At 62.3% G+C, this 21,142-nt stretch carries 24 protein-coding genes; 14 read left to right on the top strand and 10 right to left on the bottom strand.

What is annotated here, in order from left to right:
• Positions 1-376: 376 nt before the first annotated feature.
• Positions 377-760, top strand: coding sequence for a hypothetical protein (locus JQ591_RS09350; RefSeq protein ID WP_211395727.1), 384 nt, complete (start codon positions 377-379; stop codon positions 758-760).
• An 861-nt stretch (positions 761-1,621) separates the two neighbouring features.
• On the opposite strand, the gene JQ591_RS09345 is transcribed toward JQ591_RS09350, so the two are convergent.
• On the bottom strand, positions 1,622-1,828 hold the full coding sequence (locus JQ591_RS09345) for a hypothetical protein (RefSeq protein ID WP_211395726.1): 207 nt from the start codon (positions 1,826-1,828) through the stop codon (positions 1,622-1,624).
• Between the two features lie 601 nt (positions 1,829-2,429).
• Between JQ591_RS09345 and JQ591_RS09340 the strand changes: the two genes are divergently transcribed.
• Complete coding sequence (locus JQ591_RS09340) at positions 2,430-4,682, top strand: hypothetical protein (protein ID WP_211395725.1); 2,253 nt, start codon at positions 2,430-2,432, stop codon at positions 4,680-4,682.
• Between the two features lie 655 nt (positions 4,683-5,337).
• On the opposite strand, the gene JQ591_RS09335 is transcribed toward JQ591_RS09340, so the two are convergent.
• Positions 5,338-6,000 (bottom strand): hypothetical protein, encoded by a 663-nt coding sequence (locus JQ591_RS09335; RefSeq protein WP_211395724.1) that lies wholly within the window; start codon positions 5,998-6,000, stop codon positions 5,338-5,340.
• Between the two features lie 496 nt (positions 6,001-6,496).
• On the opposite strand from JQ591_RS09335, the gene JQ591_RS09330 reads away from it, so the two are divergent.
• From JQ591_RS09330 to JQ591_RS09315, 4 genes are all read left to right on the top strand, one after another.
• Positions 6,497-6,667: a hypothetical protein gene (locus JQ591_RS09330; protein WP_211395723.1), complete on the top strand. Its 171-nt coding sequence runs from the start codon at positions 6,497-6,499 to the stop codon at positions 6,665-6,667.
• Between the two features lie 315 nt (positions 6,668-6,982).
• Complete coding sequence (locus JQ591_RS09325; protein ID WP_211395722.1) at positions 6,983-7,225, top strand: hypothetical protein; 243 nt, start codon at positions 6,983-6,985, stop codon at positions 7,223-7,225.
• A gap of 156 nt (positions 7,226-7,381) precedes the next feature.
• Complete coding sequence (locus JQ591_RS09320) at positions 7,382-7,621, top strand: hypothetical protein (protein ID WP_211395721.1); 240 nt, start codon at positions 7,382-7,384, stop codon at positions 7,619-7,621.
• A 238-nt stretch (positions 7,622-7,859) separates the two neighbouring features.
• Positions 7,860-8,147 (top strand): hypothetical protein, encoded by a 288-nt coding sequence (locus JQ591_RS09315; protein WP_211395720.1) that lies wholly within the window; start codon positions 7,860-7,862, stop codon positions 8,145-8,147.
• A 1-nt stretch (position 8,148) separates the two neighbouring features.
• Here the strand turns inward: JQ591_RS09315 and JQ591_RS09310 are convergent, their stop codons facing one another.
• The 3 genes from JQ591_RS09310 to JQ591_RS09300 form a co-directional block, all read right to left on the bottom strand.
• Positions 8,149-8,544: an NUDIX hydrolase gene (locus JQ591_RS09310; protein ID WP_211395719.1), complete on the bottom strand. Its 396-nt coding sequence runs from the start codon at positions 8,542-8,544 to the stop codon at positions 8,149-8,151.
• Positions 8,545-8,688: 144 nt separating this feature from the next.
• Positions 8,689-9,798 (bottom strand): AI-2E family transporter, encoded by a 1,110-nt coding sequence (locus JQ591_RS09305; protein ID WP_211395718.1) that lies wholly within the window; start codon positions 9,796-9,798, stop codon positions 8,689-8,691.
• Between the two features lie 132 nt (positions 9,799-9,930).
• On the bottom strand, positions 9,931-10,650 hold the full coding sequence (locus JQ591_RS09300; RefSeq protein ID WP_211395717.1) for an outer membrane protein: 720 nt from the start codon (positions 10,648-10,650) through the stop codon (positions 9,931-9,933).
• 258 nt (positions 10,651-10,908) lie between these two features.
• Here JQ591_RS09300 and JQ591_RS09295 point away from each other — a divergent pair, with 258 nt between their 5' ends.
• Both JQ591_RS09295 and JQ591_RS09290 read left to right on the top strand, forming a co-directional pair.
• Entirely contained in the window at positions 10,909-11,136 is a 228-nt protein-coding gene (locus tag JQ591_RS09295) for a hypothetical protein (RefSeq protein ID WP_211395716.1), read from the top strand.
• Between the two features lie 331 nt (positions 11,137-11,467).
• The gene (locus tag JQ591_RS09290) at positions 11,468-13,501 is read left to right on the top strand and encodes an acetoacetate--CoA ligase (protein ID WP_211395715.1); all 2,034 of its coding nucleotides are present in this window, start codon (positions 11,468-11,470) and stop codon (positions 13,499-13,501) included.
• A gap of 7 nt (positions 13,502-13,508) precedes the next feature.
• Here JQ591_RS09290 and JQ591_RS09285 read toward each other — a convergent pair whose 3' ends face one another.
• On the bottom strand, positions 13,509-13,721 hold the full coding sequence (locus tag JQ591_RS09285) for a hypothetical protein (protein WP_211395714.1): 213 nt from the start codon (positions 13,719-13,721) through the stop codon (positions 13,509-13,511).
• 208 nt (positions 13,722-13,929) lie between these two features.
• Between JQ591_RS09285 and JQ591_RS09280 the strand changes: the two genes are divergently transcribed.
• Positions 13,930-14,232 (top strand): hypothetical protein, encoded by a 303-nt coding sequence (locus JQ591_RS09280; protein ID WP_211395713.1) that lies wholly within the window; start codon positions 13,930-13,932, stop codon positions 14,230-14,232.
• 3 nt (positions 14,233-14,235) lie between these two features.
• On the opposite strand, the gene JQ591_RS09275 is transcribed toward JQ591_RS09280, so the two are convergent.
• Entirely contained in the window at positions 14,236-14,472 is a 237-nt protein-coding gene (locus tag JQ591_RS09275) for a hypothetical protein (protein WP_211395712.1), read from the bottom strand.
• 337 nt (positions 14,473-14,809) lie between these two features.
• On the bottom strand, positions 14,810-15,097 hold the full coding sequence (locus JQ591_RS09270; protein ID WP_211395711.1) for a hypothetical protein: 288 nt from the start codon (positions 15,095-15,097) through the stop codon (positions 14,810-14,812).
• Between the two features lie 200 nt (positions 15,098-15,297).
• Here JQ591_RS09270 and JQ591_RS09265 point away from each other — a divergent pair, with 200 nt between their 5' ends.
• From JQ591_RS09265 to JQ591_RS09255, 3 genes are all read left to right on the top strand, one after another.
• Positions 15,298-15,885 (top strand): formyltransferase family protein, encoded by a 588-nt coding sequence (locus JQ591_RS09265; protein WP_211395710.1) that lies wholly within the window; start codon positions 15,298-15,300, stop codon positions 15,883-15,885.
• Positions 15,886-16,082: 197 nt separating this feature from the next.
• Entirely contained in the window at positions 16,083-16,427 is a 345-nt protein-coding gene (locus tag JQ591_RS09260; RefSeq protein WP_211395709.1) for a hypothetical protein, read from the top strand.
• Positions 16,372-16,917 carry a hypothetical protein gene (locus JQ591_RS09255; protein WP_211395708.1) on the top strand — a complete coding sequence of 182 codons (546 nt, stop codon included), beginning with the start codon at positions 16,372-16,374 and terminating at the stop codon, positions 16,915-16,917. The genes JQ591_RS09260 and JQ591_RS09255 overlap by 56 nt, the downstream gene beginning before the upstream one ends.
• A gap of 52 nt (positions 16,918-16,969) precedes the next feature.
• Here the strand turns inward: JQ591_RS09255 and JQ591_RS09250 are convergent, their stop codons facing one another.
• Positions 16,970-17,368, bottom strand: coding sequence for a RidA family protein (locus JQ591_RS09250; protein ID WP_211395707.1), 399 nt, complete (start codon positions 17,366-17,368; stop codon positions 16,970-16,972).
• A 152-nt stretch (positions 17,369-17,520) separates the two neighbouring features.
• On the opposite strand from JQ591_RS09250, the gene JQ591_RS09245 reads away from it, so the two are divergent.
• Together JQ591_RS09245 and JQ591_RS09240 are read left to right on the top strand one after the other, a co-directional pair.
• On the top strand, positions 17,521-18,396 hold the full coding sequence (locus JQ591_RS09245) for a DMT family transporter (RefSeq protein WP_211395706.1): 876 nt from the start codon (positions 17,521-17,523) through the stop codon (positions 18,394-18,396).
• Positions 18,397-18,590: 194 nt separating this feature from the next.
• Entirely contained in the window at positions 18,591-20,012 is a 1,422-nt protein-coding gene (locus JQ591_RS09240; RefSeq protein ID WP_211395705.1) for a caspase family protein, read from the top strand.
• Between the two features lie 52 nt (positions 20,013-20,064).
• On the opposite strand, the gene JQ591_RS09235 is transcribed toward JQ591_RS09240, so the two are convergent.
• Positions 20,065-21,030, bottom strand: a complete 966-nt coding sequence (locus JQ591_RS09235; protein WP_249136722.1) for a LysR family transcriptional regulator — start codon at positions 21,028-21,030, stop codon at positions 20,065-20,067.
• Positions 21,031-21,142: the final 112 nt, after the last annotated feature.

Raw genomic sequence — 21,142 nt, 5'->3', positions numbered from 1 at the left:
AGAGCGTTGGTCAGCGAGTGGCCGTCCGCCTCGATCGGCTCGTCGAAATGCCGTCTCCATCCCCGCTCGGTCACGGCTGCCCCCGGCTATCGATAGCCCATACCACCGATAGGCCCTTTGACGTTCCAGTTGACGTCCGGCCGCACGTCGGCGCCGCGCCTGCAACGTAGACTTCTGATCCGCCAACCATCCTCTGTGACACCCGATAACTTCGGAAAAACATCGGCATACGAAGTTTTTGTTTTGCCGAATCTGTCAATGGAGCCGACACAGATACGGAGGGCGCCTTTTGCACCGGTGTTTCAATGCACTAAACAGGCACAGTTATCGGAAGTTCGCACTTCCCCTTGGCTTGATTTTTTGGTACCAAAATAAAATGAAACCAGCAAAAAAGATTGGTACCAAAAAACATCGCGGCCGCCCCGCTACTGGTCAGGGCGTCCAGATCGGCACGCGCTGGCCGGAATCGACTGTCGCTCAGATCGATGAATGGGCGTCGCGGCAGGAGGACACTCCGGCTCGCTCTGAATCCATCCGTCGGCTGGTAGATATCGGCTTGGGCAAACCCGCCCCCGCCCTCGCGGTTACGTTTGCCGCCAAGGCCTCGTCCGAGCGGGCTCGGGAAATGGCGGGCAACGCGATCGACAAGCTCAAAGACAACAAAGCAAGCCCGGATGACCAGGCCAGCCGCAAGCGGCGGCTCGTCAAGGGGCCCGAGGAATTCCAGAACGTTCGACGCGACCGGCCAAATCGAAAATGAATTGACCGTCGCCCGCTTAATCAATCTCGGCCTGAAGGCAAACAGCAAATGATCAAACCCAAACGGTCGGCCGAGCAACAAGTTGCGGACGAAGCCGATCGAAGGACCCTCAATCCGATAGGATCGAGACAGACAATAGCGGACAGTCAAGCCACTCCGGAGTTTCAGGAAAACCTCAAACGCCTGAAGTCCGAGCGGCTGGAGCGTGAGGCTAGACTGAATCCGAAGCGCAAGGCCTGATTTGAGCTAATCAACCTTTCGCCTGGTTGGGCCGGTCAGGCGAACGGGCCGCGTCGGATGGAGGGTGCAGAAGGTCATGGGAATGTTGAATCGACGGTGGATGATCTTCCTGCTGGTTTCCGTGGTGATTGTTTGCTCGCTCTTCGCAGGCGCTCGGTACTATCTAAGCAAATGTCATGGCATGGATGCGTGCGCGGCCGCCGAAGCGGAGAGCCATGAGCGAGATAAGCCAACCGAGCCACAATAGTTGCCGGATAAAATACCCGCTGCGAAGGCGAGATGACGGTGACAGTGCACCAAACAGGGCATGGTTATGGACGGCCTTCCCTGTGAAGGGCCATGGACTGCACCCTGGAATGAGCCACAGCATCTGCGGTGACAGGCTCATTTCGGGATGATCTGTGGCAGCAATAGCAAAGAACCGTCGGTTTCCAGCGCCGCATAAATTGCAGGCGATCGAGCGTGCCGAGCGAGGCGAAGACGCTCTGCCTGTGGCCTGCAGGCTGGAGATACCTTGCAGGATCCGAGCAGATCACCGGACAGAGCTCACATCCCACAGAATCGCTGCGGATGAATCGCCGGCTACTTCGCGAATGAAAGTCAGAAGACCGCGATGACGGACTACACCACGCCGCCGAAGTCGATGCCTTCCCTGGCGAGCGCCTCAGCTTCCTCGGCGGACGCTGTCGGCTTCGTATCGAGGTACGGGAGCTCAGACGCCGGCAGAATCGTGCGGATGTTCTGACCGTCTGTCCGCGTGATGCGAGCAACCCAGCGCTTGGGCCCGTGCTCAAATCGTTCGATATGGTACTGCTTGTACGTAATCATGACCTTCGGACGCAACTGACGCTGACACAGGCATTGTTCTATCCAACGTGGCGCCGCCGTACAATTGTTTCTTAAAATTAGGTTAAGGCCGGTGCGCCTGGATCGGCGGGCTGCCGATCGCCCTTTCGGTGGTTCTGCGCCTTTGCTTCGTTAGCCGAGTTCCTGGCGGACACCTGCGGACGGTTGGAGCAAACTACATCCTGAAGTGAATGTTGGATGAGGTTGCTAATTGCTGCGCCCCCGTCCGGCTCGCGTTGATCTCGTTCTGGGCCTCGCTGCGGGGTCGCCCCAGCGCCTCGAGGACTGGTCGGGGAGAATGTCTGCTCGACGCCAAAACTCGCCAGCGGAGTCCGCCAGGCGTCTTGGGGGGCATGCTCGTGCTCTCAGATTAGGCGTTCTATGGCCGTGGCCGGTGGCGGGCCGGCAGCCGGGAGGTAGAAGCCACCCTGAGCGACTGGCGGCAGCGCCTTTAAGGGTTGCCCCTCTGGACAAGCGGCAATCTCCGCTCAACGCACATGCCCTGAATGCAGGGCAAAATATCTAAAGGGATTGTACAACTGCAGGCTGATGGTAGAGGTGCTCGTGTTAATGGGGCACCTGAATGATTTTTGAAAATTTCATCGTTCCGCTCTTCTACGCAATCCCATTGGGTCTGGGCATTCTGCTCTTGTGGTGTTGGCGTTCGTGGCTGCCGACCATGGTGTTACCGGCGGCATTCCTTCTCGGGGCGGTCGTCATCGCGAGAACTTTCGAGATAGCCGAACGGTGGTACGTCCTCGATCATATCTACGGAGCGCTGGTTGGAGCGATCATACTGCTTTCGACCTTAGGGCTCCTGCTTGGACTCGCCTCCCTGAGAGGTTTCCGACTGCCGCGCGCTCCGCTGATATTGGGCGCGCTTGTTGCTACGCCTGCGTATCTATACGTATTCTTTTGGCTATCCAGTTTCCCTTTCACCGACTTATTCGCCGACATTCATTCGATGAAAATCGCGGTTGAGCTCGCTCGGTCTCACGTGCTCAACAACATTGATGGCGCATCATACATACAGGTGAAGCCGATTCTGAGCAGCATTCTGATCAGCGCGTTCGGCCACGATCCGCTGGCAGGAGCTTGGGCGATTGCTCCGTGGACGGCGGCATTCAAAGTGCTGGTAGCCTGGCAGGCCTCGCAACTGGTCGACCGCGCTGGAAACAGGATGCTTGCATTCGCGCTTTTGAGCAGCACGCTGCTCGGTTTCGAGCTTGGAAACGGCACGCTGTGTACGTTCGGCTCCATTGTGCTCTTGGTCGCGCTCGGTGATTTCGGAGCAAAGATCGAAAACTCGCGGACTGCCGTAGGGTCCATCTTAGTGTTGAGCACCGGAGCGCTCCTGTTTTGGCGAGCTTTAAACCCTTACGCGCTTCCAAGTGTCGCCATCCTGGTCGGCATCCCGGTCTTTGCAGCGATCGTTGGCGCTTCGACACGAGCCAGCGCCGAAAAATCCATATGGCTTTTCGCTCTCCTCATCTTTGTCCTGATTGGGTGCCTGGTCCCGCTGCATCGAGTCAGCGCGCTCTACATTCTTATCGCAGCGGCTGCTGCTGCAACGTGGCGGTTGCGCGACTGGCCTTGGCTGGTCACTACAATGGCTTGGATGGGGCGCGCTAGCACTCTCGCGGCGGGCATAATTCCGCTGTTGGCTCTGGGAATCTGGATCCTTGGCACCAACAGCTCGCTTTCACTTGATGATGCGTTTTTCAAGATCACGAAGCTGTTTGGCGGTAGCGTGGGCGCGGAGTTGCTGCTCGGACTCGGCGTAAAGAACGCTGTGATTGAGTGGGGCGCGGCAACGGGCGCACTGTTCGCCATGCTTGTCTCTGTCGTTTTTCTTTATTCAATCCTGTCGCCCGATGGCCGAGCACTTTGGAAAGAACCGCTGTTTGCTCTGTATTGGACGCTGGCGGCAGGCCTGACGTGCTTCATTCTCACGGGATTTCCCTTTGCTTATCGGGCAATGCCGTTCGTCTGTGTATTCTTCGCGCTCGCGCTGAGCACGGCGTTGCCGCGGCTTTGGATCCGTGTCGGGGAGCCGTACCGGGTGGCAGCGGTTCTACCGGCCCTTTTCGGTCTCGCATACGCGGCTGTCATGACGCTTCCGCCCCTTGCTACCTATTTGCGTTTCTATATTCCGCTCGCCGCCGGCCTCGTCTTAGCCGGAATCGCTACCCTCATTGCTGCGAGGCGGCCGGCATGGAGGGCCGGTAGCTTGGTCGCGCTGCTGGCATTCACGTTGATGGCCGATCGACTGAGCGCAAGAGCGATTTTGTTTCCGCATTCCTACGGCAAGCCGACAAATACGATCTCGGCCATCACTCATTACAGCGCTGACGAGATCGAACTCGCAAATTACATGAGGAAGCTGCCGCTCGGCACAATAATTGTGTCTGATCCTTTCACGACGAGCATTATCCGCGCGCGGACTGGTCTCAATTCTCCATATCCATACTCGAACCTCGACACCTTGAACGAGTCATCTGAGCGTTCTCTGCGAATAGTGCTCAGAGCGGCCTCATCTGGCGATCGGGATGATTTCTGTCACGCCCTGGCCGAAATGCTGCCGAGTGCGACCGAATACGCCTACCTGGTGAACCGGATGCATCAGGAAGTGCATACGGTCGCCGCGGTGATCGTTTATTCATCGCGCACAAAAGCGTGGCAAGATTCCGCGCAAGGCCAGCGGGGAAGTTACTTTCCCGCTACGGCCGCACTCGACGAACCTACCGTCCGCAGGATCGAGCAACTGGCCGAGGGGGAGGTTCATTGGAGCGGGGAAATCGCCCTCGCACGTTTGAGCTGCGCTCCGGAAGGCTAGCTGCGGGAACTTGAGCAATGGTAACGTGTTTAGCTGGGCCACATCAACGGGACTGAGATGGATTCTGATCACCTCAAGGTCGTCGCGGCGTCGCCTTCGAGTACGAGGTTCTGGAGTGAACGGCATCCCACTGTGAACGATCGATGAATGCCACGTTCAGGTTGAATTACGCGGTTCAAGCGTATGGTCTGGCTGTGGCGCTTAAAGGGAGGACCTGACTGTGGCGCCCTTAGGGAGGACATAGAAATGCTTGCAGCTATCGCCGGTGCGGCCCTCGCTCTCCAGGTTGGCGTGGCCGCTCCCCAGCCAGCCCCGCTTCAACAGGTCCAGTTTCGCGGCAGTCCAGAAGGCGGCTGTCCGCACGGATATGACTTCAACTACTCCAACGGCCGTTGCTATCCCAACGCGTACAAGGCGCCCGGCGTCTACGCCAGGCCAATTCCTGACGAACCTCCGCGGGGCTATGGCTACTATCGATCTCAGAGGTATGGCGATCCAAGGTACGCGCCGGGCTATTACCCACGCTACTAGCGTCGCGTCATTCGTCCCGGGAACTGCGGAGGGCCCTCATCAGCGGCCCGCCAGCATGAGCGGCGGAATTGCGCGACAGTGCACTGGCGCGCGCACAACCCCAAGTGACTGGCTTGACCTACCTTCAGCTTTCCGGGGCTGAAATTGTAGCAGGCACGCTCAGCGGAGCTCCTCCAACCGAAACGGGCCCGATAGATTTCGACTGCCGCGCGATCCGTTTGCGCATCGCTGCGGACAGTCCGTAGCGAGCGTGCGCTCTTCGAATGGACGACGTGACGTCCGACATCATTGTGTTTTGCAGCGTGTCGATCTTCGCGATCAGCGTGGACAGCTGCGAAGATACCTTCTTCACATCGACCCGTTCGTCCGTGATGCTCTGGCGCAGAGAAAGGAGCAACGTTGAATCCTGCTGCCCTCGAGCCGCATTTTGCTGCAATGCTTGGTTGTTCTCCTGCAGCGAGGCCGCGTGTTGCTGCTGGGCCGACTGAATATCCTTCAGGGCAGCCATAACAGGATCCGGTTTTGGTGCGGACCCTTCCCGGCGCGGAAGCAGTTCGGCCAGACTGCCGACACTCAGCGACGAAAAATCAGACGGCAATGTGTAGATGGCCGCCGCGCCATTGATGGCCAGGGCGCACACCGACAAGGCCAGGACCGATTTCCGGCTGGACCGCTCGAGCGGTGCCGGAGCTTCCGAGGCTGCGGGTTCGGGTGCTGCAGCTGCGAGCGCGAGTGCTGCGGGGTCGAATTGTTCGACGAGGCCTTGCGTTTCGAAAGTCGCGGTCATGGCATTGACCCCAAAATGAGCGAGCAACAGGAAGCCGTCGCCGGAACGTCCTCGCGACGGCTCCTCTACGCAGCACCCATCTACAACTGCTTAAAATTGTGAGCTTTTCAGCTTAATTCCACGTTAGCGGCCGCGGCCTGCCGCAGGCCCCGCCACCCCGGCCGACTACGGGGTCTGTGCGACGGATATGACTCGCATGCCGGGGGGCAACCGCGGCTCTCCATGATTCCGGGAAGCCACTTTGCCCCGAAGCGGATTTTCCGAAGTTGGCAGAATACCCCTGTTTTGCCCGACGGGTCAAACGGCGTCTCCGCCGGATGCAAGACGGCCTTGCGCCAAAAAGAAAACGTTGTGCCAGCAGGACTTAGCTACTGTGCATGAGGTTGTTTTCGCGTTTTTAGCCAGTGCCCGATCGTGCGCCGGGCATCCCCTGTCTCAAAAGCCGGGAGACAACCCGCTCAAAAAGTGTAGGATTCGACAAAACAGGAGGAGCGGCATGTTTGAAATCAACGGTTTCGACACGGCAGGCGTGGTCAGTCTCAAGCGGCTGTCACTCGCCGCCGCCCTCAAGAAAGCCAAAGAGCTGATCGCGGACGGGTGCTGGGACGTTCGGGTGGTTGATCCAGGTGGCCGGGTATACACCTCGTTTGAGGAGCAAGCCGCGTAGTCGCCTTGTTAGTCGCCTTGCCTTCGGCTTTTCAGATAGCCCCCCATCCGATCGCGCGCCCTGGCCGTGGCAGTGATCGACGTGAAAACCCCGGCACCTGGTGGAGCGCCGGGGCGTTTTCAAACTATCAATCGGTAAGGCAATGAGGTCTTCATAGCAGCGGTCCCGACCATCGCTTGTGAGCCGCTTCACACGGCCCGGCCGATCTTTCCACACCTTGACGATGCTCAACTGCCGCGCGCCCTGCCGTTGCCAATCAACTCGTTTGGGAGCACGCTCTCTCCAGGCGCGCAGACGCCGCTCAGGGAGAAGCACATGAAGGAATCGGGCCTGGATGGTCGCCACCGGGACAAGGATGGCGCCATCAGCAAGAAGCACGGCAACACGTTGGTCGGCACGTTGCGCAAGATCTACGGCAAGGGTTTTGCCGCCGGTTATCCGGATGCGACTGAACTCAACGAGGTCTTGCACCAGTTGAACGAGACGTCGCTGAGCCAGCTGCGTCGCGATCACGACACCGGGCATCTCGGGCACAAGATCGACCACGTCCCGAAGTGACGGACTTCACCAGTCCCAACTTCAGGTAGTTGAAATCAACTCCACCAGCCGCTAGCGACCCTGCGCGGACAGGCTGCGCTATCGGTCGTCTCACCGAACTTGCCGTTTGAGCCATCGCTGCCCGAGTTCTATAATGAGCCTTTTACGGAGGCTCATTTGAAACGGCTCATTATCATCACCGCCATTGCTCTCGCCGTGACGGCTCCCGCCCGCTCGCAGGCCCTGGTCGATCCCAACAAGGTTGCTCCCGAATATCGCGAGGCGGCCGAGAAGCGACGGGCCGAGCAGATGCGGCAGCGCGAATGCGCGCTGAAGGCCGATCTCGAGAAGGTGCTGCCCAGGGATCGCACCGTCTATCTCAACCATTGCCTGGACACGATAGCGGCCAAGCAATAGCGGCAGATCAAGCGGTTTGACGACCTCAGCCTGCCGCCTGTCACGACGGACCGATGACGCTTGGCCGTGCGGGTTTTTGCGAGCACCGCCAGCGCATTCGCGGCGGCAGAGGCAGGATCTTCCTTTGAAGTCCCTGCCCTCGAAGTCCCTGCCGGTGAAGTCCCGGACGCATTCAAGCTTTCTTCAGACATTTGGGATCACCTGACGATCCATTTCCATCAGTCATTGTCGAGTGCGCATGAGTTTCGTCCAGATTCAGTGCACGCGCTGCAAGACCGTATTCCGCGACCGCGCCGGACGGTTGCAGGACGGCTATACCAGGCAATGTCCGAGCTGCGAGGTGGTGCTGTTCTTCGCGGAGGACTCGCCGAACCCTCAGGTCAAGCAGGCCATGAAGCGCGCGCGCAGGGCCCGCAAGGAGCAGCGCGAGACCGAAATGGCCAGGGTAGCCGCGCCGCAAGCGGGTGCCAATTTTTCGCGGTCCCACATCGGACGGACGCAGCAGTCGTCGGAGGACGAGGACTAGCTCACCCGCGCCGCCGCGACTTCCGCGGAAACAGGCGGTCGCGGATATAGCGCGAGGTCGGCGTCAGGCGGATGCCGCGCGGCTTCTGCCAGACGGCGCGGTCGATCTCGTTCTTGTCGCCGATCGCGAGCCTGCCTTTGGCGCCCTTGGCGATGAAGATCGCGTCGCTCATCTTGCGGCCGGAGCGCTTGTTCCTCGTCGTCACTTCCTTCCAGAGGCTGATCCGGCCGAGCTTCAGCTTGGGCAGCTCTTCCTTGATTTCCCGCCGCAGGCAGTCCTTGTCGGACTCGCGCGCGCGCTTGCGGCCGCCCGGGAACATCCACAGGCCGTCCGACCGGCGTCTGACCAACAATACCTTGCCGCGCTTGGCGGCAACCAGCTTGGAAGACTTCGCCATTTCCGCCGTGATCGAAATAGAATCGACCCAATGGTAACTTGTCTAGTCGAATAGACAAGTTCGGGACGCATCTTGATCACAGGCGGCAAGGCCGTTAGTTCCGGTGGAACACGGCAGGCCGATCTCGCCGTTCGAGGCGGGAGATCAGGCCTCGCCCGCCGATGTCCCTGCCCTTGACCCCGCCTCTGCCCGGTCCTCCGTCCTGATCCAGGCCATCATCATCTCCCAGGCCACCGACAGGATGATCGGCCCGATGAACAGGCCGACGATGCCGTGGGCGAGCGTGCCGCCGATCACACCGACGAAGATGACGATGGTGGGCGTGGTCAGGCCGCGCCCCATCACGAGCGGCTTCAACATGGTGTCGAGGAAGCCAACGAGGACGAGAAACACGGTGAGCAGCAGCGCGGTGGTGACGTCCTTGGCGGTCCAGATCCAGATTATCACCGGCAGCAGCACCAGGAAGGCGCCGATCTGCACGATCGAGAGCAGCAGCACGATGAAGGCGAGCAGGCCTGCGCTCGGCACGGCGGCGAGCTTGAAGCCAATGCCGGCGAGCAGCGCCTGCACGATCGCGACGCCGATCACGCCCTGCGCCACGGCGCGGATGGTCGCGCCTGCGAGCCCCAGGAAATGCTCGCTCTGTTCGGGCACGATGCGAAACAGGAAACCGCGGCCGGCCGCAACCAGCCTCGGCCCGTGCGGAAACAGGAAGCCGGCCACGAACACCGAGACCAGGAACTGGAGCGTGCCGACGCCGGCATCGCCCGCGAGCGACAGCATCGGTCCCGCCAGTGGCTGGAGATAGGGCGCCACCTCGCGCAGCACAGCGCGGATGTTGTTGTAGGCCTGCTCCCAGAGGTCATAGAGCCAGGGACCAATGAGCGGCCACGATTTGAGCTGCTCCGGCGCCGACTGAAGCGCGAGGTCGCCGGTGCCGAGCTGGCGCGCCAGCTCGCGCACGCCGTCCACGGCGCTGATGCCGAGCCAGGTCGCCGGGCCGATGACGATGCCGAGCGTGATCAGGGTCAGGATCGCCGCAGCGGTCTTGGGCCGCCCACCGAGCATCTTGGCGACCCAGCTGAAGGCCGGGTAGAACGCGACCGCGAGCACGCCGCTCCAGGCAAGGATCGGCACGAAGGGGCGGATGATCAGGAAGGTCCAGATGATCAGCAGGCCGAGCAGGCCGACCCGGATCACGAGCTGGATGATGTCCTCGCCCGTCAGGAGCTGACGGAGACTTTTCACGGGCACGGCTTTCCTTGCGGCATTGACGCGGGTTCCGGCACTTGCGCGGCCCAGCGTTATTGCCACCCGCGCACCCGGCGTCAAGACGACGGGGCCAGCCCAAGCCCGGCGATTGATCTTGCGGCGACGCCGGCGCTGCTAGAAGTGGTAATTCACGCCGACCGTGCCGGTCTGGATGTTCAGCTTCACGTTGGCCGGCGTGGCCACCAGATTGCCCGTCGTCACCGGCTGCTCCGTGATCGCACCGAAACCCATGTAATTGTACTCGGCCTTCACCGACCAGTTCGGCAGGAACATCCATTCCACGCCGCCGCCGGCGAGCCAGCCGGTGCGGTTGAAGCTGCCCGAGGCCGAGCCGGCGAGCGCGGCGGCAAGGCCGTTATTGGCGCTGTACCTGTCGCGCGTGAAGGCCGCGCCGCCCTTGGCGTAGAGCAGCACGCGGTCGAAGGCGACGCCGAAGCGTCCGGCAACCGTCGCGATGTAGTCGTTCTTCAGCGTCAAGGCGAAGCCGGCACCGCCGCCGAAGGGCCCACCGGCGTTGACCGTGACGCTCGACCACGCGCCGCTGCCCTCGAGGCCCACCACGAAATTGCTGATCTGGTAATTGCCGCCGAGCTGGCCGCCGACCATACCGCCGCTGGCCGTGACGGAGCTCCAGACGGCTAACGGATCGGTCGGGTCCATGCCGCTCCACTTGCTCCAGGCGCCGCCGCCATGGGCACCGATATAGAAACCGGTCCATGTGAAGATTTGAGGCGGTACCTGAGCCTTCACCGGCACCGGCGCGATGATATCCGCGGCAAATGCCGGCGTTGCCAGCGACAACAGCGCAGCCGTCAAAAACAGCTTCTTCCCCATGATCTCACCCCCACAGACGCGCCTTCAAACCGAGGCGACGGAGTGAAATCTAACTGCCGGATCGGGAACGCGCTTGGACCTGTCGGCGGAGCAGCTTGGACTGACGGGCGCTGCACATATCGGGAAAAGCCTGCAAGGTCCGCGACCGGAGGCCGGTTTGGCTAACAACGATTAACCGGATTTCGGCCGACCGGTTTACGCCGTTGCAAAGGCGTGCACCTACGCTTCCGTCGAGGTCCCCCAACCACTTTCGGTGCAATGGCCAATAGCATCTGGACGATCGAAGAATTCACCTGCGCGGGTTGCAGCATGACCTACACCGCGACAAGGGAGGAGCACGCCGAAGCGCATTCCGGCAGCTTCAAGTGCAGCATCTGCAGCGGCACAGTGCACACGTGGTCCGGCAAGCATCATTTCTTCGGCTGGGAAGCGGTGAAGACCAAGCCACCCGTGTTCGGAAGGCGATGGGCCGGCGCCGGATGGTAGGCTGAAACGACGTTTCTCGGAAAGTCGCGCCAGATATCCCGGACGTCGCTTCGTTTGTCCGGCTACGTGGCTCGTGTCGCACGAGCGCGCTCACACCCCGCCCTTGCGAGCGTAGCGAAGCAATTCAGACGATCCTCGCGGAAAATTTCCGGATTGCTTCGCTGCGCTCGCAACGACGACCCCGTTGAAGCAGTCGCATTGCACCACTCCAACTTGCTGCTGGCGGACGCAGACCCGCTACTGCCGTCAACGCTGCCTGCGTGAAGTGCGGCTTCTGGTAGGCAGCGGCAGCAGATAAACTCCCCTTCCCTGCAACTGAAGTCGACACGCAATGACCGCAGCTTTCGTTCCCCAGATCGCTCTCTACCGCACCTGGCTCGCCGAACAGCGCGGCCTCACCTTCGCCAGCTACGAGGACATGCGGCAATGGTCGGTGCGCGATCTCCACGGCTTCTGGCGCAGCATCTGGGACTATTACGATCTGCAATCGCCGACGCCGTTTGCGGCCGTGATCACCGAGCGCAAGATGCCCGGCGCGGTCTGGTTTCCCGGCGCCCAGGTCAACTATGCCCGGCAGGTGTTCCGCCATGTGGACGCGGCCGACGCTGCCGGCCTGCCCGCGATCGTCAGCTGTGGCGAGGACGGCAGGCTTTGCGAGACGAGTTGGCCGGAGCTGCGGCGCAAGGCGGCTGCCCTCGCGCTGCATCTGAAGGAAAAAGGCATCAAGCCCGGCGACCGCATCGCCGCCTATCTGCCCAACATCCCCGAGACCATCATCGCATTCCTGGCGAGCGCCAGCATCGGCGCGATCTGGAGCGTCTGCGCACCCGACATGGCCGCACCCGCCGTGATCGACCGCTTCAAACAGATCGAACCGAAAGTGCTGATCGCCTGCGACGCAGTCACCTATGCCGGCCGCCGGCACGATCGCAAAGACGTCCTCGCCGAGCTGCGGCGATCGCTGCCGACGGTCGAGCACGTCATCCTGCACAGCGAGGCCGCCGCGCCTGACGCCCTGCTCTCCGACATTGTCGCAACGACGGGCGCCGCGATCGACGCGTTCGAGCCAGCGTGGCTGCCGTTCGATCATCCGCTCTGGATCGTCTATTCCAGCGGCACCACCGGACTGCCGAAGCCGATTGTGCACGGCCATGGCGGCATCGTCATCGTGGTGCTGGCACTGCTGGGACTGCACAACGATCTCGGCTGCTCCTACCACGAGAACTCGTTCGGCGAGCGCTATCACTGGTACAGCTCGACGGGCTGGATCATGTGGAATTCGCAGGTCGGCGGCCTGCTCAGCGGCACCACTTGCTGCATCTTCGACGGCAGCCCCGGCGGGACCAAGGACAAGCCGGACTGGACCACGCTGTGGCGCTTCGTCGCGCAGTCGAAAGCCACCTTCTTCGGTGCGGGCGCCGCGTTCTTCGCCAACTGCGCCAAGGCCGAGGTCGATCTCGCCGCCGTCGATCTCTCGCGATTGCGTTGTCTCGGCTCGACCGGCTCTCCGCTGAGTGCCGACACGCAGGCCTGGTTCAACAACCGCTTCGCGGCGCTCTCGAAGACCAACGGCAGCAAGGCGCAGGCCGATATCTGGTGGGCCAACATCTCCGGCGGCACGGATTTCGCCGGCGCCTTCATTGGCGGCAACCGCGAACTGCCGCAGGCGCCGGGCGCGATGCAGTGCCGTCTGCTGGGTGCTGCCGTGGAAGCCTTCAGCGAACAGGGCCGCGCCGTTATCGACGAGGTCGGCGAGCTCGTCTGCACCGAGCCGATGCCGTCGATGCCGCTCTATTTCTGGAACGACAAGGGCGATGCGCGCTATCGCGCGAGCTATTTCGAGACCTATCCGGACAATTTCGACGGCAGCGGCCGCGGGCCGGTGTGGCGGCATGGCGACTGGCTCAAGGTCGCCCCGGACGGCTCCTGCATCATCTATGGCCGCAGCGATGCCACCATCAACCGGCATGGCCTGCGCATGGGCACGAGCGAACTCTATTCCGCGATCGAGGCCTTGCCGGAAGTGCTCGATTCCCTCGTCGTCGATCTCGAATATCTCGGCCGCGACAGCTACATGCCGCTGTTCGTGGTGCTGCGCGAAGGCACCCCCTTCGACGACGCGATGAGAGCGAAGATCAACAAGGCGATCGAGGCCGGCCTGTCACGCCGCTTCCTGCCGAACGAGATTTTTGCCGTCGCCGAGATTCCGCGCACGCTCTCGGGCAAGAAGCAGGAGCTCCCGATCAAGAAGCTGTTGCTCGGCCAAGCGGTCGAGAAGGTCATCAACAAGGAGGCGATGGCCAACCCCGCCTGCCTCGACTGGTATCTCGCGTTTGCGCGCGACTATCTGGCGCGGACCGCATGATTGGCCGCTAGCCGCCGCCGAAATTGGAGGGGTCCAGATTTCGGTTCTCCGATGGCGGGATCGGTGGATAGCCCGGAAACTTGTACCAGCCGGGCGGCACGGGCGCGTCCTCAGGCAGACGGACGATGACGTGACGGTGCTGCCGGGCATGATGAACCGGCGCAGCCGCCACCGGCGCGCACGCTGAAATCAAAAGAACCACGGCCAGAACAGATCGCATTGAACGTCCTCCAGACGTCCACCCGTCTCCTGATGTGGTGCGGGAACCACGCAGAGCCCACGGTCCTGTGGGGTCACGATCGGTCACATCGGCGGCATTGCGCCTGCCGCCGGTCCAGCCGATCGGCCGAATTGCGCCGATGCTGTTTGGACTCCGTTCACCGATCGCCGATAGATCAGGATGAATCCTTTTGCGACGAACAGCTGACATGGCCGACCTCAACGCCGTCCTCACCAGGCTCAACGACCGTCTGCTCCGCCTCGAGGGCGAGCTGTTCGTGCTGCGCTCGCTGGCCCGCGCGACGCTGACGGCGGGCGATGAGCATGCGGCACGGATGCGCAAGCTGGTCGAGGCCGCAAAGGTCGCGCTCGACGACGAGGCCACGCGTCCTCTCGACAAGCCGACGCGCAAATATGTCGATGCGGCGACCGCGCTGGTGGAGGAGTTGCTGGTCGAGCCGACCCCGGCACGACCGTTGTTCACCGTCATCGACGGCGGTCGGCGCGACTGAGCGTCAAAATGGCTGGCCGTTGCCGGTCCCGGCGATATCGCCTGCCTTGAGCCGGCTGAGGCCGGCTTCGATGATCGCGATCTCCTCGTCGATCTGGCCGATCGGCAGGCTGAAGTCGTAGCCGGATCGGCTCTTCAGATCGACCGCAAGCCGCTGTCTGTGCATCATCAGCTCGTCGAGGCCGCGCCGGTTCTTCAGTCGGACATAGATGTCGACGATCTGCTCAATCGCGCTCGGCATGAAATCGGTCCCGGCGAAAAAGCCGCACGGCGTACCCACGCCGGCGGGACAATTTCGGTGTCGCGGTACGCAATACAAATCCGCAACGGATTCGTCGATACGCCAGGCTGGTTGAGATCGTGTTACCGTCGGATGATTTCGTGATTGCCGAGCACGAAAAAGCCGCTGGCGATCACGCCAGCGGCCAGATCCGGGTTCGAAAACGGATACGGGTTGAAATGTCGCCAGCCCCAGTTGGTCCACGTTCTAACGGCAAACCGGGGATATCTCTGTTAAAAACGAAACACAGGAACCGGCCTGTCCCCACTTGCCGCCCGACCGTGGCGGCGCGGCAACGCTAGTCCGTGACGCAAAAATATTTGCGCGGCAGCCTGCGGTAGGCGCTGTAGCGGTAATGCGGCCGGTACGCGTAGCCGCGATAGAGTGCAGGCGGCTCCTCGCCGTAATAGGCGCCGTGATAGAAATTGGTGACCGGCCCTTCCGCGCAGCGATAGGTGTCCCAGGTCGGGCCGATGAAGGGCGCCACCCCAACCTCTGGCGGAACCGCCGGATAGGGCGGTCCGCCGGCACGCGCCGGGGTGGTCGCGATCAGTGCCGCGAGAAGGATAAACCACACGCTCCGCATGCGCTCGCTCCAGGCCGGTGCCAGGCGCGCATGGAAACACCGGACCGGCCGGCTCCGCAATCGCGGAATTCGTCGCGCACCCTCGGCGCACCCTCGCCCCGTGCATTGTTGATAACCGGCGCAAACGCAGCGCGGGTGGTGACAGGACGTCCGGACGTGTTATCGGGGGATGACGCAGTTGCGAGACGGATCGGACACCCATGCGCATTACCCTCGTCGGCTCCCGCCATTTCGGCGTGACCACCCTGAACATGCTCCGGGAGCACGGTGTCTCGATCGTGCGGGTCGTGGTGGCCGACGCCGAGGATCGCCTCGCCGCGACAGCCAAGGCGGCGGGCATCGACGTCGTGGTCCAGGCCAATCCCAAGCTGGTGGTGGCCTCCGAGATCGCCCCCGACACCGATCTGATCGTCACCGCGCACAGCCACGCCCGGATCGGCAAGGACGCGCTCGACGCAGCGAAGTTGGGCGGGATCGGCTATCATCCCTCGCTGCTGCCGCGTCATCGCGGCAAGGCGGCCGTGGAATGGACCATCAAGGAAGGCGATCCGATCGCCGGCGGCACGATCTATCACCTCGCCGACCGCATGGACGCCGGCGCCATCGCCGCCCAGGAGTGGTGCTTCGTCAAGAAGGGCGAGACGGCGCGGGAGCTGTGGGAGCGCGCGCTCGCCCCGCTCGGGCTCAAATTGCTGGCCGACGTGATCGACTATGCCAAGGTCCACAAGGCGCTGCCGTCCAAGATTCAGGACGAGCAGTTCGCGACCTCGGCGCCAAGTCTTTCTTGAGTCCTTTCCTGAGTCGCGCTCCTGACGTTTACCCTTAACGTGAGGGGCCGTTGATTCTGCTTCGAAAATTGCAGCCGGAAACCCAAATAAACCATTGTTTCCACAGGAACAATTTTCGATTTGGCACCGCACCAAATTTCCGTCACATTTTGTCCGAATAAGCGTCTCCATATCAGACAGATTCAAGGACGGATTTTATGCGTTTTGATCGCATTGCGGCGTTCTGTGCCGCTTCAGTTATCACCCTCGCCGCTCCCGCCTTCGCCCAGACCCCCTATGACGGCAACTGGCACGTCACCATCGTCACCAAGAGCGGCACCTGCGAGCCGACCGCAAGCTCCTTGCTGACGGTTGCCGACGGCAAGATCACCGCGCCCGGCGCTAACGTTTCCGGCACCATCGGCAGCGGGGGACTTGTGAAAGTTTCGATCAATGGTGCATATGCCAACGGTCAACTCAGCGGCAACGCCGGATCGGGGAAGTGGAATGGAGCATCTGCAGGCATACCGTGCAGCGGGCGATGGGAAGCATCGCGCCAATAGGAATTTCGTGACTAGCGGTCTAAGCCGGCGGCTGCTGATCGCGGCCGCCGTTTTGTTTGCGGCGGGAATTGCCAACTCCGAGAGCAAGGCCCAGTCCGGCCCGTTCGCCCCGCTCGCGGGCAGCTGGAGCGGCTCAGGCACGGTCACCTTGGATGACGGCTCGACCGAGCGGATCCGCTGCCGGGCCAAATACACTCCGATCGGACCGACCATGGAGTTGTCGCTGACCTGCGCCAGCGACGCCTACAAGTTCAACCTCGGCGCCAACCTCAAGGCTGAAGGCAGCGCCATCGCGGGCAGCTGGTCCGAGGCCAGCCGCAATATCAGCGGTTCCCTTTCGGGCCGTGGCGCCGGCGGAAACTATGAGCTGCTCGCCGCCACCGCCGGCTTCAACGCCAACATCTCGCTGAAGACGTCCGGCAACAAGCAGAACGTCACGATGCGCGCGGACAGCCAGTTCCGCGGCGCCAACATCTCGCTGTCGCGTTAAGGCGGACCGCGCTTGAGGACAATCGACCCGGCGATCTCGCCTGGTCGATTTTTCATGTGCCCGGCACGTACGCCGTAACCTCGATCTCGACCTTGGCCCGGTCGTCCACGAGACCGCCGATGTAGAGCAAGGTCGAGGGCGGAAAATTGCGCCCCAGTGTTTCCTTCCAGGCCGCGCCGATGCCCGCCCCGGCCGTCTCATAATCACTGCGGCTGGTCAGGTACCAGGTCAGGCGGACGATATGCTCGGGGCCGGCACCGGCCTCGCCCAGGAGCTTGATGATCCGCTTCAGCGCGGCCCCGACCTGCGTTGCCATGTCAGGCGCGTAATTGCCGGTCTCGTCGCCGCCGGTCTGGCCGGCCAGCATCACCCAGCGGCCCGGCCCCTCGACCACGACACCATGGGAAAAGCCGCGCGGTTTTTTCCATTCGGCCGGCTGCAATATCTGCATGAGCGAAGATCTCCCGATTTTTCTCGTTGTTCACTGATGGCTTAGCACGCCGCCACGCATCGCTGCACCGGCAGATTTGGCCGTTGCAAACGGTGACGATGTCGCCGATACCGGCCCTCCCTCAGGACCCCTCGCCTCCCACACCCGCGCCGATGAACACGACACCGTCCAAAACGATGGCTGCCCTGTGGATGGCAGGCTGGCTGTCGCTGATGCTGGTCATGGCGGTCGCCGGGCGCGAGACCACGCGCGAGCTCAACGTCTTCGAGATCATGGAAGTGCGCTCGGTGATCGGGTTCACGCTCCTCCTGCCGATCATCTACCGGGCCGGTGGCTTCAAGGCGATCGCGACCAAGCGCCTGCCCCAGCACCTCGCGCGCAACGGGGTGCATTATTTCGCACAGCTCGGCTGGTTCTACGCACTGACGCTGATCGGGATCGGCCAGGTCGTCGCAATCGAATTCACCATGCCGATCTGGACGGCGCTGCTGGCCGCAACTTTCCTCTCCGAACGCATGACCGTCTGGAAGATCGCCGCGATCGTGCTCGGCATCGTCGGCGTGGTCATGATCGTGCGGCCCGCCACTGGCGAGATCAATCCGGGCCAGCTGATCGCGCTGGGAGCAGCGATCGGCTTCAGCATCTCCATGATATTGGCGAAATCGCTGACCCGGACCGAGAGCGCATTGTCGATCCTGTTCTGGATGATCGTCGTGCAGATGGTGGTGGGCCTGCTCCCGACGCTCTATGTCTGGACCTGGCCGTCCCCCTCCCTGTGGGGCTGGCTCTTCGTCATCGGGGTCTGCGGCACATTCTCGCACTACTGCCTCGCCAGCGCGCTCCGGTATGCGGATGCGACCATCGTGGTGCCGATGGACTTTTTGCGGGTTCCACTCACGGCAACCGTCGGCTGGCTGCTCTATTCCGAGCGGCTCGATGCCTGGACCGTGCTCGGCGCGGCGCTGATCCTGTGCGGCAATCTCCTGAATTTGAAGCCGGCTTCGCCGGTTCCCGCCCGCGCGCAGTGAACCTCGCGTCTCCTCGCGCGACAAAACGAAGTGGCCGTGTGATTTGGATCACGCTGGAGGGGTATTCCATCGTGCAACACTTGGCCGCCAAGCAACGGGTTGCAGTCGTTTTGCTTGCACGGAGCCGGGCAATTTCGTGTAGGTTTGCTGCCAATTAGTTGCTGCCTGCAATTCGATTCTGTTGGGGATTTCAGATGCGCACTCTCACCCTCCTCGCTTCGCTGATGTGCATGGCACTGTCGGTCAGTGCCGCGAAGGCCGACCGCCGTGTTGCTTTCGTCGTCGGCAACGGCACCTACAAGAACGTCGCGCAATTGCCGAACCCGCCGATCGACGCCAAGGCGATGGCGGCAACGCTGCGCAATGTCGGCTTCGATGTGATCGAAGGTTCGAACCTCTCGCGCGACCAGATGACGGAGAAGCTGCTGGACTTCGGCCGCAAGGCGCAGGGCTCCGATGTCGCAGTGTTCTATTATGCCGGTCACGGCATCGCGGTCGGCGGCTCAAACTATCTTCTGCCTGTCGACGCCGACATCAAGTCGGAGATGGACGTCAAGCTCGGTGCCGCCATCAACATCGATCTGACGCTCGAGCAGACCATGGGCGACGCCAAGGTCAAGCTGGTCTTCCTTGACGCCTGCCGCGACAATCCGTTCGCCGCCAAGATCAAGTCGAACTCCGCAACCCGCAGCGTCAACGTGCAGAGCGGTCTTGCCGAGATGAAATCCGGCGAAGGCACGCTGATCGCGTTCGCCACCGGCCCGGGCCAGACCGCGCTCGACGGCCAGGAGGGCAACAACAGCCCGTTCACCCGTGCGCTCATCGACAACATCACCAAGCCTGGTATCGAGATCCAGCAGGCGATGACGTCGGTACGCGCCCAGGTCAACGAGGAGACCCACAAGGGTCAGCTGCCCTGGGGCCACACCAACTTGATCGGCGCGGTCTATCTCAACCAGGCTCCGACGACCCAGGTCGCCAATGCGGCACCGACGGCTGCCGGCATCGCGCCGGCGGCAACCGGCGGCAGTTCGGACGGTGTCGAGCTCGAATACTGGCGCTCGGTCAAGGAGAGCAACAAGCCGGAAGAGCTCAACGCCTACCTCTCTGCCTACCCCAACGGCCAGTTCAAGGCGTTGGCGCTGGCGCGGCTCGCGGCGATCAAGAGCGGCCCGTCAACGACGACCCGCAACCTCAACGCCGGTGTCGATCCCGCAACCTTCACCGACGACGCCAGCCAGCTCACCGAGGACCAGATCGGCCTCGACAAGGGCCAGCGCCGCGACGTGCAGCGCCGCCTGACCGGACTTGGGTTCGACACCAAGGTCACCGGCGCCTTCAGCGAGGACACCCGTACGGTGCTCAAGCGCTGGCAGGCGGCACGTGGTTATCCGTCGAGCGGCTATCTCAACAAGCTCCAGCACAAGGCCCTGCTCTCCGAGATCGTGGCGGCCACGCCGACGGCGAGCGACGACAGCGCGAAGCCGGCCCGGCGTGCCAGCAGCGCTCCCTCCCAGAGTGCTCCCGCACAGCATCGCAGCGGCGGCGGCGATCCCGGTGCGGCCTTCGTCGGCGGTGTCGTCGGCGGCATGATGGGCGGCATGTTCCGCCGCTGAGACAGACGAGTTACGACATACAAAGCCCGGCTCACGCCGGGCTTTTTTCTTGCTAATAATCCTCGGTGAACCAGGGCACGAGCGTCCGGATACGCGGCATCGCTTGCGTCGTAATGCTCGTTCGCGCCATCTCTGAGATCCGCGGCGCCAATGACGAGAGATCTCCGCGGCGGGTCACCAGAAGCAGCTCACGAAAGAATCCAGGGCCCGGCAGAGGGAGGGCGCTGACTTGCGCCGCGTGAGCAAGCCCCTGCAACAGACACAGCGGCGTGGTGATCGCCACGCCCATGCCGGTCGCGACCATGGCGACCAGACTGTCTGAGGTGTCAAACTCGAAAGCCCGCGGCGGGCGAATGCCCAGGCGGCTCAGATGGCGCTCGACCTGAGCCCCTGCCCAGGAACGCTCGCTGTACCGAACCAGGCGATGTCGAGCGAGTATCTCCCGCAGATCAAGGCCGGCAAATTCGGCCTCCATGCCGCGCGGCACCACCAACAGATTTGGCTCGCGATAGAATGGGAAGCGTTCGACATCATACAGGTCATCCATCGCGTCGCATGTGATCGCGGCGTCGATCTTGCGATTCATCAGCGCCTCGGCATGTGAGTGAGCGAGGCCCGACCATACGGACAGACTCAGTGCGATCTCGCCCGTCATGAGTTCCTTGACGAGGTGCGCGCCGACCGTGGCAGCATAGGAGTCGACGAGACCGAGCCTCAGATCAACCCGTTCAGACTGTTCCGCCGCGACCCGGAGCGCGCTGAGAAGCGCATCAAAGTCGCGGTTCAGATCGAGAACTCGGCCTGCGAGGATGCGCCCCGCCCGAGTCGGCGTGAGCGGCCTGCGGGTCCGGTTGAAGAACGCGACGCCGACCGCCGCTTCAGCACGCCGGACCGCCTGAGACACGGCGGATTGCGTCATCCCGAATTGGCGTGACGCTTCCAACATGCTGCCGGAGTCTGCGACAGCGGCGACGATCTGCAGGCTTCGCAGGTCTGGAACAGGTGACTGCATCTCCATGACTTAAGCAAAAGTCATCTGAACATGCAAATTTTCTTCATTTCATGAATTATCCTTGTCCAAGAGCCGCATTTGAAAGCAGACTTCGTGCCGTCCTAACAATTAAGCAGTC

It is taken from the genome of Bradyrhizobium canariense (assembly GCF_018130465.1).
In the GTDB taxonomy this organism is placed as follows: domain Bacteria; phylum Pseudomonadota; class Alphaproteobacteria; order Rhizobiales; family Xanthobacteraceae; genus Bradyrhizobium; species Bradyrhizobium canariense_C.
The sequence above is the reverse complement of the archived record's forward strand: the minus strand, read 5'-3'. Positions and strand labels throughout refer to the sequence as shown.

Bases quoted from the DNA above. Each gene is read 5' to 3' on its own strand.
- JQ591_RS09350 (WP_211395727.1), top strand. From the start codon at position 377: ATGAAACCAGCAAAAAAGATTGGTACCAAAAAACATCGCGGCCGCCCC.
- JQ591_RS09345 (WP_211395726.1), bottom strand. From the start codon at position 1,828: ATGATTACGTACAAGCAGTACCATATCGAACGATTTGAGCACGGGCCC.
- JQ591_RS09340 (WP_211395725.1), top strand. From the start codon at position 2,430: ATGATTTTTGAAAATTTCATCGTTCCGCTCTTCTACGCAATCCCATTG.
- JQ591_RS09335 (WP_211395724.1), bottom strand. From the start codon at position 6,000: ATGACCGCGACTTTCGAAACGCAAGGCCTCGTCGAACAATTCGACCCC.
- JQ591_RS09330 (WP_211395723.1), top strand. From the start codon at position 6,497: ATGTTTGAAATCAACGGTTTCGACACGGCAGGCGTGGTCAGTCTCAAG.
- JQ591_RS09325 (WP_211395722.1), top strand. From the start codon at position 6,983: ATGAAGGAATCGGGCCTGGATGGTCGCCACCGGGACAAGGATGGCGCC.
- JQ591_RS09315 (WP_211395720.1), top strand. From the start codon at position 7,860: ATGAGTTTCGTCCAGATTCAGTGCACGCGCTGCAAGACCGTATTCCGC.
- JQ591_RS09310 (WP_211395719.1), bottom strand. From the start codon at position 8,544: ATGGCGAAGTCTTCCAAGCTGGTTGCCGCCAAGCGCGGCAAGGTATTG.
- JQ591_RS09300 (WP_211395717.1), bottom strand. From the start codon at position 10,650: ATGGGGAAGAAGCTGTTTTTGACGGCTGCGCTGTTGTCGCTGGCAACG.
- JQ591_RS09295 (WP_211395716.1), top strand. From the start codon at position 10,909: ATGGCCAATAGCATCTGGACGATCGAAGAATTCACCTGCGCGGGTTGC.
- JQ591_RS09290 (WP_211395715.1), top strand. From the start codon at position 11,468: ATGACCGCAGCTTTCGTTCCCCAGATCGCTCTCTACCGCACCTGGCTC.
- JQ591_RS09285 (WP_211395714.1), bottom strand. From the start codon at position 13,721: ATGCGATCTGTTCTGGCCGTGGTTCTTTTGATTTCAGCGTGCGCGCCG.
- JQ591_RS09280 (WP_211395713.1), top strand. From the start codon at position 13,930: ATGGCCGACCTCAACGCCGTCCTCACCAGGCTCAACGACCGTCTGCTC.
- JQ591_RS09275 (WP_211395712.1), bottom strand. From the start codon at position 14,472: ATGCCGAGCGCGATTGAGCAGATCGTCGACATCTATGTCCGACTGAAG.
- JQ591_RS09270 (WP_211395711.1), bottom strand. From the start codon at position 15,097: ATGCGGAGCGTGTGGTTTATCCTTCTCGCGGCACTGATCGCGACCACC.
- JQ591_RS09265 (WP_211395710.1), top strand. From the start codon at position 15,298: ATGCGCATTACCCTCGTCGGCTCCCGCCATTTCGGCGTGACCACCCTG.
- JQ591_RS09260 (WP_211395709.1), top strand. From the start codon at position 16,083: ATGCGTTTTGATCGCATTGCGGCGTTCTGTGCCGCTTCAGTTATCACC.
- JQ591_RS09255 (WP_211395708.1), top strand. From the start codon at position 16,372: ATGGAGCATCTGCAGGCATACCGTGCAGCGGGCGATGGGAAGCATCGC.
- JQ591_RS09250 (WP_211395707.1), bottom strand. From the start codon at position 17,368: ATGCAGATATTGCAGCCGGCCGAATGGAAAAAACCGCGCGGCTTTTCC.
- JQ591_RS09245 (WP_211395706.1), top strand. From the start codon at position 17,521: ATGAACACGACACCGTCCAAAACGATGGCTGCCCTGTGGATGGCAGGC.
- JQ591_RS09240 (WP_211395705.1), top strand. From the start codon at position 18,591: ATGCGCACTCTCACCCTCCTCGCTTCGCTGATGTGCATGGCACTGTCG.
- JQ591_RS09235 (WP_249136722.1), bottom strand. From the start codon at position 21,030: ATGGAGATGCAGTCACCTGTTCCAGACCTGCGAAGCCTGCAGATCGTC.